Raw genomic sequence first — 12,803 nt, forward strand, 5'->3', positions numbered from 1 at the left:
ATCAACAAAAAGCTATCGCTCAAACAGCCCGGAATGCCTATGCGCGGGCTTTGCAAGAAGAGCTGACTAAAGTTGAGCCACAACAATAAATTGGTGACGTAAACTTGGTTGCCCCGTTTGCCTGCCCGCTTTTATAATATCATCCAGTGAAAAGTCGGTATACTTTTCACTGGACATAAAACTTGCCCGGTGATGGATAATTTGCTAGTTCCCTCTTAGCGATCATTCCGCGATCTGGCGACAATGCCTTATTTGGAAGATTTTTGCCGCGCGGTCGCTCGTGAAAAGAAAATCGTGAATCTTCACAACGCAGGAATTACAAACATGGCAACTTCTACGCAAATCAATGCGATTACAGCCCTTTATGTAGGGTACTTTGACCGCGCTCCTGATCCAGCAGGTCTTCAGTTCTGGATTGACCAAATCGACAACGGTCGTGAGTTCAACACAATCGCAGCTGACTTCGCAGCTTCCGCTGAAGCCGTGGCGCTGTACCCTTACTTGACCACGCCAGACGTCTCTTCGCCTGCCGCGTTCATTACAAACATCTACGCAAACCTGTTCGGCCGCGCACCTGACGATGAAGGTCTAGAATTCTGGACTGGCGTTCTCGAAGACGGTAGCGTTTCCGTGGCCGACATGATCGAAGCGATCATCATGGGCGCACGTGACGATGCAGCCGCCGGTACATTCGACAAATCCGTTCTGGACAACAAAGTCGAAGTTGGTTTGGATTTTGCTCTGGAAACAGGCAACGTTGCTGGCTTTAAATTTGACGCCGCAGCCAAAGCCGCAGCTGTTGCTGCCGTCAACGGCGTGACAGAAGACCAAGCAACTGTAGACGCCGCAAAAGCTGCAACAGATGCATTCGTAGCCGATGGCACCGTGCCAGGCACTGTGGGCCAAACCCTCACGCTCACTGCAGCTGCAGATAACCTTGTCGGTACAGCCGATGCGGATACATTCCAAGCTGTAGACGATGGTGCTATTGACGCTACACTGACCGTTTTTGATAAGCTCGACGGTGGTGCAGGCAAAGACACGCTGGACATGGTCGTTCAAGGCGACCTCGACGTTCCAGGCGGCGTGTCAATCAAAAACATCGAAACCATCAATCTTTTCCGTGACAATACCCTCACTTCGGCTACAGCTGTTGATGCATCCGTATTTGCTGGCGCTAAGCAAATTTGGCAGATCGACGACGCCGGTGCGATCGAGAACCTTGAAGAAGGTCAGGCTGCTGGCTTCCGCGATACAGCCGTTCAGTTTGCTGACACCATCACCTACGAAGATGGCGCAACAACTGCCACAGTTGCTCTCGACAACGTTGTCACTAATAGCTTTTTGGACATTGCGGGTGACGACATCGAGACTGTGAACGTTGCGGGCTCGATCGACGCTGCTGCTGCCATTCTCAATGTGGGTCTAAATAACGACGGCTTTGGCGCTGATTCCGTAACGGCTCTGAACCTTTCGCTGGAAGGCAACGCAACTCTTAATGTGTTTGGCTCCAATGGTCTGGAACTGGAAACAGTTGACGCGTCCGGTTCAACCGGTGGCATCACGTATTCCCTTCCTAATCCGGCGGGTGATAACAATTTTGCTCTCGAAACCATCACTGGTGGTTCAGGCCAAGATGTGCTGACGATTGCTGACCTTGAGGATCTTAGTGCTGATACCTTTGCAGTATCTGGCGGCGCCGGTAATGACGTACTAACACTCTCTGACACCAGCGCGGGCTCGACTGCCGTTGCAGTGACTGTCAACGGTGGCGCCGGCAACGACACGCTGAAAATTGGCAATCTGCAGAACATTGTTGATGGTGCGGAAGGTGACTTCATGGACAGCCTGATCACCTTCGCCGACTTTAATGGCGATGAGGATGTTCTTGACCTCAGTGGTACTACCCTGGACGTGCTCTCGAACACTCAGCGGGCCAATATTGCAGCCGAAGATAACCTGTTTGATGCACTTGAGAATATCGCAGGTCTGAACTTGGGCGGCGGCACATATGGGTTCGACTTCGGAGGCGATGCCTATATCTATCAAGATAACGCTGCCGGCACTTCTGCTGTCGATACTTTCGATGCTCTTGACGGCCTTGTCAAACTGGCTGGCTTCTCTGTCGAGAACTTCGACTCCAGCAACTTGATCTAATCAGCTCTTAGGAGACTGATTAAACAATTAGGGTCCCGCTATCTTATGATGGCGGGGCCTTTTCCCTATGTAAGGAGTGCAAAATGGCAAACGGCCAAACAATCGACATCGACGGTAAATCTTATTTAATCGACAGCCTGTCGGATGAAGCCAAGAGCCAACTTGGTAACATTCGTGCTGTAGATGTTGAACTGAAGCGACTTGAACAACAAAAAGCTATCGCTCAAACAGCCCGGAATGCTTATGCGCGGGCTTTGCAAGAAGAGCTGGCTAAAGTTGAGCCACAACAGTAAATCACAACTGTAGACCTAGTTGCCTGGTTTACCTGCTAGAAGGCCTCTGCTGGAAACGGTGGAGGTCTTTTTGCTTTGGAGCAGCTATGGTTTGGCCTAACTTCGTAAGGGGCGATTCCAAGATGTTCTGGAATTATACAGAGCGCTGGTCGCGCTCAGGTAGCCCCCCCAAAAAAACACTGGAAGATGCGCTGTATGGTTTGACGCCTACACGGAATGGGTCATTCTGTGGACGACAGCGAGAGCAAGTGCCGCCAGGGGCATGAATACCGTATATGGGTTTGCCCCGAGATCGCAATTAGAGGATCGCAAACCTAGCCCGCCCCGCGCCCTGCTTTGCGAAAGTATCTCAAAGCACGATTTACGGCTGGCAGATCGAACTCTTAGGCTTTTTGCGCGTCGCCAAAAAGCATCTCATAGGCTTCCGGCTCATAATAGCGCAACAGAATGGTCATGAAAGCTTTGGGTTCTTGCTCAAGGGCTTTTGCCCAATCGCGGTACCGCGCACTTGGGATTTTGCCGCGGCCGGTCTCGAGTTGCGAGATAAAGGTGTAGTAATCTAGGTCAAGCATGTCCGCGAGCTGGCGTTGCGACAGGCCCTGCGCTTCGCGCAGTGATCTCAGCCAGCTTCCCAACTCAACACGTGCATCTTTGTCGTGCGAGACAGCAGGGGTGATCTTGTCATGTGTCATACTACGGAGCTTTCTGTTCGCGGCAAAGCCCCGCCTATATAGGGGCTAAACCAAGTTTGCTGCAGTTAAGATAGAAACTGTCAAAGTGATATTTGGTTGGATCTGTACCTGGCCACATCCATAACATCATATGCAAGAAGTTGGTATAGTTTTTACTGGACATAAAGCTTGCTCGGCAACGGCGAATCTGGCATTATGTTAAATGCGATCATTCCGCGATCTGGCCACAACGCCTTATTTGGAAGATTTTTGCCTCGCGGTTACTCGTGAAAATACATGAACCCTCACAACGCAGGAATTAAAGTCATGGCAACTTCTACCCAAATCAATGCAATTACGGCCCTCTATGTAGGGTACTTTGATCGCGCTCCCGATCCAGCAGGTCTTCAGTTCTGGATTGAGCAAATCGACAATGGTCGTGAATTCAACACCATTGCAGCTGACTTCGCCGCGTCCCCCGAAGCCGTGGCACTCTACCCCTACCTGAGCACGCCGGGCGTTTCTTCACCTGCTGCGTTCATTACAAACATTTACGCAAACCTGTTCGGCCGCACACCTGACGATGAAGGTCTGGAATTCTGGACTGGCGTTCTGGAAAACGGTAGCGTTTCCGTGGCCGATATGATCGAAGCGATCATCATGGGCGCACGTGATGATGCAACCGCAGGTACATTCGACAAATCCGTTCTCGACAACAAAGTCGAAGTCGGTTTGGATTTTGCTCTGAAAACGGGGAACGTCGCCGGCTTTGAATTTGATGCCGACGCGAGGGCTGCTGCTGTTGCTGTCGTCAACGGCGTCACAGAAGACCAAGCAACTGTAGACGCCGCAAAAGCCGCCACCGACGCATATATTGCTACCGGCACATTGCCAGGGGGTGCTGTAGGCGAAACCTTCACGCTTACTGCAGGCACTGACAATTTCGTTGGTACAGCCAACGCGGATACATTCCAGGCTGTAGAAAACGACGGTACGGCGGCCACCACATTGACAGCTTTCGACAAACTCGACGGGGGCGCTGGCAATGATACGCTGGAAATGATCGTTGACGGGACCCTTACCGTTCCTGGTGGCGTGTCGATCAAGAACATCGAAACCATCAATCTTGCACGCGATAGTGGTAGCGGCACTATTAATGCTGCCGTTTTTGTTGGCGCTTCGCAGATTTGGCAGATCGACAATGCTGGTGATATCAGCGGCCTCATAGACGGTCAGGCTGCTGGCTTTCGCGATACTGCGGTAAACGATACCATTACCTACGATGATGACGTGACAACTGCCACAGTTGCTCTCGACAACGTTGTCAGCGGTGGCACATTGGATATTGACGGTGACGACATCGAGACTGTGAATGTTGCGGGTTCGATCGACGCTGCTGCTGCCACCCTCACTGTAGATCTGGGGGCTGATGGCGCCGGCGCAGATGCTGTAACTGCTCTGAACCTTTCGCTGGAAAGCAACACCACCCTAACCGTCACTGGTTCCAACGGGCTGGAACTGGAAACTGTCAATGGTTCCGGCTCCACTGGCGACTTGTCTATGAACTTCGCTGTCCCTTCAAACGTCGTATCGAGTATCTCCACTGGGTCTGGTGATGACAGTGTGCTTAATGTCGGCCGCTTTTATAGTGACGCCGATGTCGTAACTATCGATTTGGGTGCTGGTAACGACACAGTAACTATTGATGACGATAACGGCGGTGCGTCGATCAATACGCGCCTGGAGATTACCCTTGGTGCTGGCTCTGATATGATTGAAAGCGAGTACGGAAACAACATCGGCGATGCCAGTGAGGCTGAGTTCCTAAACGGTCTCACGACTGTCTCAGACTTCAACGCTGACGACGACGTCCTTGATATAACGGCCTTCTCTTCGGGTCGCGAGACGTTGAGTAATGTGGAAATTGCAGCCATCGCCAGTGAGGCCAGCCTGTTCGATGCAGTTGTACTCGCGGCAAGCTACATGGACGGTGTTAACACTTTTACAACGTTCAACTACGGTGGGAATGCTTACGTCCTCCACGATTTTGATACCGACAGCACCTTTAGCGACGACGACGGCCTGATCGAACTGGTCGGCTTCTCCGTGAACGACTTCGACGCGAGCAACTTGATCACCTAATCACCTCGCAAGAGACTGATCAAAAATTAGGGTCCCGCTATCTTATGATTGCGGGGCCTTTACCTATGTAAGAAAAGCAGAGGTGGATGCCGGCCAAGAGATTGATATTGATGGTCAATCCTAAGACAGGACAGCTTAACGGATAAAGCCAAGAGAGCCAACTGGGCGACATTCGAGCTGTGGATGTGGGGCTTCAGCGCCTTGTTCAAAAAGCCACCGCTCAAACAACAAGCAATGCCTATGCACGGGCTGTGCAAGAAAAGCTGGCCAAGATCGAACCACGGCAGTAAGCTGGTGGCGTAAATCTCATTAGTGCCTCAACTGATGATGGGCCTCTGCTGGAAACGGTGGAGGCCTTTTGCGTTGGAGGGGTATATGCATGGCCTGGGAACCGCCACAGCATTGAGAGCTCTTTGTGTAAGTCAAATCTCGCTGACGAATAACGGGCTGATAGGCGTGTCGCCGGACCAAGGTTATAATCAAAATAGCACTCTGAATTATGCATAGGATCCCCCCATGAGACACATCTTGCTCGCTACTTTCATGGCTGTTGGATGGGCCGGCACAGCCTCTGCCGCCTGCACCTATGAACAGGTCGAACCAGTTGCGAAGCAGGGCCAAATGCAACACCGCTTCTTCAGTCAATGTGGGTTCTATGAAGTCGGTTATATGCTGGAAGGGAACACCCTGCACTTCCCGCGGGGAGGCACTCATACGGTCAGCGATGTTTCTGTAGCTGAAGCTCAATCTCTTCTGACGGAGGCGTACGGTCTTGTCGATGTAGGAGACGATACATTTATCCGTACCAAGGGGTTATTCGGCGCGTCTCGTTGAAGGCGGCCGGCATGGCCCATGCGGTGTTCGGTTAATGCTGGATAACATCTGTCCACGACGCGGCCTGAACCGCGTATCGCGGAGCCCCAAAGCCCGGAGCCGACTTCCAACGCGGAATTGGACTAAGGCGCAAAACAGGAGACCTGTCATGACCTACGTAGCTGGCTTCCTCACCCCCGTTCCCGATGGAAATCGTGAGGCCTATATCGAAAGCGCCCGCAAAGCCTGGCCGCTTTTCCGCGACTACGGCGCGCTGTCGACCATCGAATGCTGGGGCGACCAAATCCCCGACGGCACGCGAACAGATTTCAAGCGCGCTGTGGCCTTGGAAGAGGGCGAGAGCGTTTGCTTTTCGTGGATCGTCTGGCCAGACCAGGAGAGCCATGACCGCTGTGGGGCCTCTATGGAAGCGGACCCCCGCTGGCAGGAGCTTTCCATGCCTTTCGATGGCAAGCGGATGGTTTGGGGCGGCTTCAACCCCGTCTTCGAAGCCAGCACAAACTCCGCCAAATGATCCGCCACCCGCCGCAAGGAGAATGCCGATGGCCAAACGCAGGGCCGCTATTTTCCTCTGGTTCGATACCGAGGCCGAACAGGCTGCGGAGTTCTATGCCGCTACCTTTCCCGACACTGAAATAGAAAATATCACCCGTGTGCCCGAGGGCGTTCCTGGCATCCCCGCGGGCACGGTTCAAGTGGTTGAGATGACCCTCCTTGGCCTGCCCTATGCGCTTCTCAACGCGGGGCCGCAGGTGCAGCCGAATGACGCCTACTCGTTGCAGGTCTACACTGAGGACCAAGCGGAGACAGACCGGCTTTGGGCCGCAATCGTCGGCAATGGGGGCGCGGAAATCATGTGCGGCTGGTGCAAGGACCGTTGGGGTTATCGGTGGCAGATTACGCCACGCGTGCTTATGGAAGCGCTTTCGGACCCAGACTGCGCGGCCTCGGCACGTGCCCAAGCGGCCATGATGAAGATGAAAAAGATCGACATCGCTGCGATTGAAGCCGCCCTTCGCGCTGCGCCCTGAGTTCGACCAAGCTGCCCGGCCAAAGGGGGTATCGTGCACAAAACCTTACTGAGAATGCCGACTTCGCTGAGCTGAGTGGACACAGGCATCAACGCACTCGCAACACTCTGCGCGGGCGTTCTTGTCTCCAAGCGGGACGCACCGCGTCGTTAGCTCGCCTATGCAACACATCTGGTTGGGCATAGTTTTTTCTAGCACCGCGGGACTGTCCCTTGGCCCAAGACGTGTGGGTCTTCTGCAAACACTGTGACGCTTTAAGAAAAGCTGAGTACGGTAAAGGCGCCTGCCGCAAAGATAGCAAAGACCAATGCAATCGAAACGAACCCGATGAGCCCGCCGCCGAGAAGCCAAAGGCCATCGCGTTCGCCCAGGCTAAAAGCCAGCATAATGACCGAGAGAGCCGGCAAGGCATTGGCGAATGGAATGGGCAGTAATACGAAAACCGACATGATAAGGCAGCCGACCCCGACCGTTCGCTCGGCCGCTTTCTGAGACAAGACCCAATAGCGCGGGCGGGCCAATCGCTCCACCCATTCGACCCAAGGCAAAACACGGGCCATAAGCCGCTCAAACACCTGAGGGTCGATGGACCGTTTGCCCAAGGTCATCGGCAGCCAAACCGAGGGGCGTCCGAGCACAAGTTGGGCGGCAACAAACATGAGCGGCGGGCCGATGATCACGGAAGCCCCAGGCACAAAGAAAAACAGGTTCGGCAGCGCAAAGACGATAAGCAAAGGCGCAAAGCTTCGAACACCTAAAGAGGCGATCAGCTCATTCAGCGATATGGGCCCGCGCCAGCCCTTCCTGAGGTCTTGGAGAACAGATGAAAGCCTGTCCTGAGGGTCGGCATGTGACAGGGTCATTTGAGAGGGTGAGCCCTTCTTTTGCAAGCGGCGCTGTCTGACGTGTGCTCGGGAGAGCTGGATTTGGCGCTAAGGTGAAGGCCGGCCCTGCCGAGAGGTCTCCTTTAAAAACTTAGGCTTCCAGCGCGCAGCCGTCACGGATGCCGCCGAAGGCGTCCCTGAGATTAAGATGGATCAAGGAGAAAAGCAGTAACCGATACCATAGATCGCAGTGAGCACTGCAAGCATCACCGCCCAGCTGTATAAAACGGCTCTGAATTCGGCGGGGTTCTTCCCAGCCAAGCTTTTTGAACCAACATCATTCGGGCCAGGGTCCAGATCAGGTAAATGCTCGGTTTGCATTTAGAGGTGTTCCTGCTCGGAGGTCGCCGAGCGCGAGGGGCCACGTAATGCCATCCGTCTTCTGAGAGCATGCGGCAAAGGTTGATATCGATACGGGCCCGCTCACGCGCAAGAGGGTACACGCAGCTCATATGAAATATAATTGCGGATCCCGCGCGAGGTCTGACAACAGCTGTCACTGGCAGGCATCTGCGAGATGCCGAAAGCATGGCCCCTACCCGCTTATGCCTTCAAAGAAAGCTGCAACATCACGACCTGACGCCTTCGCCGCCTTGCGGAGCCCAACCCGCGACAGGGCTTGCACATTGAAACCGCCGCACATGAGCCGTGGCTGAGCCTCTTGCTTGCTGTAATTGCCGCACTCGATATTGATTTTAGACTTTTTCCCGCGCCGAGACGCATTGTCCCAAGTCTCTCGAGCCAATCAAGCGGATATTATTTATTATTTTTAAGTATTTATCACTGATACTTAATGTTTATACGGAGGGAGGCCGGTGACTATTGTGATGCCCCAATCGCTGCCAGTAATTTTTTTGATCCGCTAAGCGCACAATAGGAGACCGCCCACTTCGAAAAGGATAGCGCCTGGTTGCGCCCCATTGGGTCGACCCTCTCCCTCATTCTGAGGAACCTGATCTCTTCTTTGGCGTTGTGTCAGATAAGCCCTGTTTGATGAGGATCGAAATCAGAGCACCCGGGAGGAGCCAGAATGGCCGGAGGAACTAGAATGGATTGTGCTGCCGTCAGGACCATTGCCAAGTTTGAGAGTGAGAAACTGAGGCAGCGCGCTGCACGTTATCTCAGAAAACACCCTCACAGCCTTAAGCATCTAACGTTTAACGAGCTGCAAGATCAGATTATAATGCATCCAGATGCCGGGCCCTGTGACTTAAGGCTGATGTAGAACATTCAGACACTTCCTCTTCGGAACTGCAGCAACCTACACGATGAGGTCAAGCATTCGTCGGCAGCGACCTGGGCGGTATTCACTGCGCGGCTTCACACGAGTGGTCCAGGACCACACCCAATCAGTGGCAGTTAAATCTAGTTCAAGCCGATTGATGGATTGCAGCCAATTACAAGAATGCCGCTGCCCGAAGAACGGCCGCGCTCTTCTGTGACGCAACCATGCCCATCGTTGCGACCTGATGTTATAAATGCATTTGCTATGACGCGTTATCCAGCGCGCGAAACGGGAATGGCCCCTTTTTCCCGGCGCAACGGGTCTTTTGCTATATACTATGGGGGAAACCATTGGCGCAGGCGCGCCACTGAAGGGGGGCAGAGATGAAGAACCGTACGGTTTTGTTGATCATGAACTCGAGCACTTCGATGGCGTGGCTGACCCAATTCGCGGAAAATTCTCTCCGCGACAACATCCATCTGCTGTGCCTTGTGATAGACCCCGCCCCTAGCCTTCCCATGCAAATATATGGGCTTACTGCATACGGTGCCATGACGGTTCCAACCGACTGGCCCGAAACAGTCAGCAGAGCGCGGGCGACCCTTAAGGCATCTGTCCAAGAGCGCGAGCAAATCCTAGCGAACGCCAAAGCTTCTGGTGAGGTGCTTGGGGCTCTGGTCTCTTCCGCGGAGGTAAAAGGGCACGTTGCACGCTGTGCCAAGGTTTCTGATGAGGCATTCTTGGCTGACAACATGCGACACCATGAGAGCCATCTCTATGAGGCGGCCTCGGCGATCCTTTACGACTCCCCCATCGGTTTCCACATAAATACCAAAGGGAAATGCATATACTCCCGCATATTTGTGGCTTGGGATAGCAGCAAAGCAGCCGCCTCTGCCGTGCACAGCGCGCTTTGCTATCTCCAAGAGGCTGAAGAGGTCGTGATCGGCTGCATCGACCCCTGTGTCGCTGACACACGTGACGGACAAGAACCAGGTGCAGATATTGCCAAGTGGCTAAGCCATCACGGCTGTACGGTTACCCTATCGCAAACCCCGAGCGGGGGGCGCCCGATCCCTCAGTGCATCGAAGACCGCGCCAGGGAGGTGGGAGCCGACCTGATCGTCATGGGGGCATATGGTCATGCACGGATCGTCCAGACCGTCTTGGGGGGCACAACGCGGCATATGATTGAGCAAAGGGACCTGCCGGTGTTTTTCGCGCACTAGCGGCCTGAATTATGCGAGCTGCGCAGTTGGCCAGGAACCCGGTTATCTCAAGATACTCGGCGCCAGAGGCCCATGGCGGTGGGGCTGCGCCACCTAAGGAGTGGGCGGGGGATGGGCGCCAACATCCGCGTTTTCGTCAGCTCTCAACCGACTTGGCCACTGCCGCTTCAATTCTCTGTGCCAGGGTCAGCGGGTCGAAGGGTTTCTTGATAACATCCAAAGCCCCAAGGCTCCAAAGTTCTTTATGCTCTTCGGCATGTGCCCGTGCCGTCATAAAGGCCACAGGCACTTCCGCTATGGCCGGCACCTTGCGAAGCGCTTGCAAGGTTTCTGGCCCCGTCAGATAGGGCATCATATAGTCCAAAAGGATAATATCAGGGGTAAAGTGCTCCACAATACGCAAGGCCTCTTCACCGGAAATGCAAGGTGTCACTTCAATACTGCCGTGCATTTCGAGAGATATTTTCGCAATCTCAAGTATGTCACTTTCATCATCGACATGCAGCAATTTGATCATGAAGCATTCCAGTGTTGAGATTTTACTTACCAGATGTACCAAGCGCGTTAAAAAACCACCACCAGATATAAAGGCGCCCGCGGCGTCAGATCGCAGGAGCCCAATTGCTCGGGGCAGCTCAGAATGACATCCCGCTTGATAAAGACCCATGATACCGCCCCGCCTTCCGACGCTTCATCAGAGGGTACGTAGATGGGAAAATCGGTCCTTAAAAATGTATTGATGAGGGCATCAGAGGAGGCTGACGATGGGTATGACCCGCGACACAATGACTGACGGCCGTTCCATTGCAGACGCAGACGTGGATCTTGAGCGAGATGTCTTTCTACGCTCTTTGCTACGAGAACTCTCTGGAACCCTCGAAAATGTGGTCGGGCTTTCAGAAGCCTCTGGCTACATCAGCGTGGTCGGCGGAGCGATCGGTGAACAGATCGATAGCTCCTACCGCAAGGCTCTTGCCGTCGATCGGCTGTCGAAAGATCAAGTTCGAGACGTGCTGGTGGACCTCAAGCGCAGAATAAACGGGGACTTCTATGTCATTGAGGAGCGCGAGGATCGGATTGTCCTTGGCAACCGCGCCTGCCCCTTTGGTAAGTTTGTGGAAGGACGCCCTTCTTTGTGCATGATGACGTCCAATGTGTTTGGGTCGATTGCCGCCCAGAACCTGGGCTATGCCCGCGTGGAGATTGAAGAAGCGATCGCTCAAGGTCACCCTGGCTGTCGGGTGGTCGTCTATCTGCGGCCAAGCGACCATGTCGAAGCAAACGCACGCGAATATTTCCGGATCGAGCAATGATCTCCAAAAACGGCTCGAAACTCGGCTGCTTCCCTCTGGAGTTTCTGCCGGAGCCTGCCATACTGGCGGGCCTCGACGGTCATGTGCATGAGGCAAACGCGGCGGCCCACAGGCTTTTCTCGGCACTGGGCAACGCGCCAAACCTGTTTGACATATGTCATGATCCCAAGCCTGACGTGGCGGCTTTCTTGCGACATGCAAGCAGGAGCACATCTTCTTATATTGGCGCTTTGGAGCTCCAGCAGGGGGACGAGGTCGAACGGTTTCGCGCCTTGGCAGCACGAGTCCCACGCCCAGAGCAGGAAGGCACGCTTTTGATCGTCCGGTTGATGCCTGCCGAGCTGGATCGTTTCAGCATTCTCAACCGCAGAATTCAAGAAATCGACCGCCAGTTGCACAATCGGCTTAAAGAGAATGCATTATTGGCAGAGACGTTGGAAGACAAACGCGTGCTGGTGCAAGAGCTGCAGCATCGCGTGAAAAACAATATTCAGCAGATGCTCTCTTTGATGAACTTTGCCGCTGCGGGCCGCAACACGCCCGAGGTTGCTGAGTTCATGTCAGTGGCCGCAAACCGGCTGCGTGCGATGGGCGCAAGCCAAGAAGCAATCTATCAAAGCAGCAGCGCGCGTGCGATCTCATCGCGCAGTTTCCTCGACGAGGTGGCGCGCGGGGCCGCTGAAAGCTTTGGGGCGTCAGAGCGGTTAAGTCTGTCCATTGAGGAGGTGCAGCTCCCGACAGACGCGGCCCATAATCTTGCACTGATCGCCAATGAGCTTATTACAAACGCGTTCAAATATGGCAGTGGACAAGTGAGTGTGCGCTTCCACGGCTCCGGGGAAGACCTGGTCTTGGACGTGCTTGATGAAGGCATGGGGTTCGATGAAACCGCCCTTACACGCACCTCTGGGCTCAAACTGGTACGCAGTTTGTGTCGACAAATTGGTGGGATGCTCCAGATTGCAAAAGTAGGGACAGGCAAGTGCTCGGTGCAATTCGAGATAAACCCAGAGTGAAGAAAGCA

The 12,803-nt window shown here is 54.0% G+C and carries 13 protein-coding genes; 9 read left to right on the forward strand and 4 right to left on the reverse strand.

Going from position 1 to position 12,803, the window contains the following annotated elements; all coding sequences use genetic code 11:
- The first annotated feature begins 243 nt into the window (after positions 1–243).
- A complete protein-coding gene (locus tag DSM14862_RS18060) occupies positions 244–2,157 on the forward strand; it encodes a DUF4214 domain-containing protein (protein ID WP_243254408.1) in 1,914 nt (637 codons plus the stop codon).
- Positions 2,158–2,240: 83 nt separating this feature from the next.
- Positions 2,241–2,450, forward strand: a complete 210-nt coding sequence (locus DSM14862_RS18065; RefSeq protein ID WP_243254406.1) for a DUF6447 family protein — start codon at positions 2,241–2,243, stop codon at positions 2,448–2,450.
- 383 nt (positions 2,451–2,833) lie between these two features.
- On the opposite strand, the gene DSM14862_RS18070 is transcribed toward DSM14862_RS18065, so the two are convergent.
- A complete protein-coding gene (locus tag DSM14862_RS18070) occupies positions 2,834–3,142 on the reverse strand; it encodes a helix-turn-helix domain-containing protein (RefSeq protein ID WP_007121247.1) in 309 nt (102 codons plus the stop codon).
- Between the two features lie 306 nt (positions 3,143–3,448).
- Between DSM14862_RS18070 and DSM14862_RS18075 the strand changes: the two genes are divergently transcribed.
- The 4 genes from DSM14862_RS18075 to DSM14862_RS18090 all read left to right on the forward strand — a co-directional run bounded on the left by DSM14862_RS18075 (position 3,449) and on the right by DSM14862_RS18090 (position 7,128).
- Positions 3,449–5,263, forward strand: a complete 1,815-nt coding sequence (locus DSM14862_RS18075) for a DUF4214 domain-containing protein (protein ID WP_007121246.1) — start codon at positions 3,449–3,451, stop codon at positions 5,261–5,263.
- Between the two features lie 516 nt (positions 5,264–5,779).
- Positions 5,780–6,097: a hypothetical protein gene (locus DSM14862_RS18080; protein ID WP_007121244.1), complete on the forward strand. Its 318-nt coding sequence runs from the start codon at positions 5,780–5,782 to the stop codon at positions 6,095–6,097.
- A gap of 148 nt (positions 6,098–6,245) precedes the next feature.
- On the forward strand, positions 6,246–6,611 hold the full coding sequence (locus DSM14862_RS18085; RefSeq protein ID WP_243254405.1) for a DUF1428 domain-containing protein: 366 nt from the start codon (positions 6,246–6,248) through the stop codon (positions 6,609–6,611).
- A 28-nt stretch (positions 6,612–6,639) separates the two neighbouring features.
- Positions 6,640–7,128 (forward strand): VOC family protein, encoded by a 489-nt coding sequence (locus tag DSM14862_RS18090; RefSeq protein WP_007121242.1) that lies wholly within the window; start codon positions 6,640–6,642, stop codon positions 7,126–7,128.
- A gap of 254 nt (positions 7,129–7,382) precedes the next feature.
- Here the strand turns inward: DSM14862_RS18090 and DSM14862_RS18095 are convergent, their stop codons facing one another.
- Both DSM14862_RS18095 and DSM14862_RS18100 read right to left on the reverse strand, forming a co-directional pair.
- Positions 7,383–7,991 carry an exopolysaccharide biosynthesis protein gene (locus DSM14862_RS18095; RefSeq protein WP_007121241.1) on the reverse strand — a complete coding sequence of 203 codons (609 nt, stop codon included), beginning with the start codon at positions 7,989–7,991 and terminating at the stop codon, positions 7,383–7,385.
- Between the two features lie 174 nt (positions 7,992–8,165).
- Positions 8,166–8,333, reverse strand: coding sequence for a hypothetical protein (locus DSM14862_RS18100; protein WP_165481300.1), 168 nt, complete (start codon positions 8,331–8,333; stop codon positions 8,166–8,168).
- A 1,287-nt stretch (positions 8,334–9,620) separates the two neighbouring features.
- Between DSM14862_RS18100 and DSM14862_RS18105 the strand changes: the two genes are divergently transcribed.
- Complete coding sequence (locus tag DSM14862_RS18105) at positions 9,621–10,466, forward strand: universal stress protein (protein WP_243254404.1); 846 nt, start codon at positions 9,621–9,623, stop codon at positions 10,464–10,466.
- 136 nt (positions 10,467–10,602) lie between these two features.
- Here the strand turns inward: DSM14862_RS18105 and DSM14862_RS18110 are convergent, their stop codons facing one another.
- The gene (locus DSM14862_RS18110; RefSeq protein ID WP_243254403.1) at positions 10,603–10,983 is read right to left on the reverse strand and encodes a response regulator; all 381 of its coding nucleotides are present in this window, start codon (positions 10,981–10,983) and stop codon (positions 10,603–10,605) included.
- Between the two features lie 253 nt (positions 10,984–11,236).
- Here DSM14862_RS18110 and DSM14862_RS18115 point away from each other — a divergent pair, with 253 nt between their 5' ends.
- Together DSM14862_RS18115 and DSM14862_RS18120 are read left to right on the forward strand one after the other, a co-directional pair.
- Positions 11,237–11,779, forward strand: a complete 543-nt coding sequence (locus tag DSM14862_RS18115; protein WP_407705384.1) for a methanogen output domain 1-containing protein — start codon at positions 11,237–11,239, stop codon at positions 11,777–11,779.
- Positions 11,776–12,795: a sensor histidine kinase gene (locus tag DSM14862_RS18120; RefSeq protein WP_007121509.1), complete on the forward strand. Its 1,020-nt coding sequence runs from the start codon at positions 11,776–11,778 to the stop codon at positions 12,793–12,795. Before DSM14862_RS18115 ends, DSM14862_RS18120 begins: the two co-directional genes overlap by 4 nt.
- The last annotated feature ends 8 nt before the right edge of the window (positions 12,796–12,803 follow it).

Origin of the sequence: Sulfitobacter indolifex (assembly GCF_022788655.1) — a bacterium.
GTDB classification, from domain to species: domain Bacteria; phylum Pseudomonadota; class Alphaproteobacteria; order Rhodobacterales; family Rhodobacteraceae; genus Sulfitobacter; species Sulfitobacter indolifex.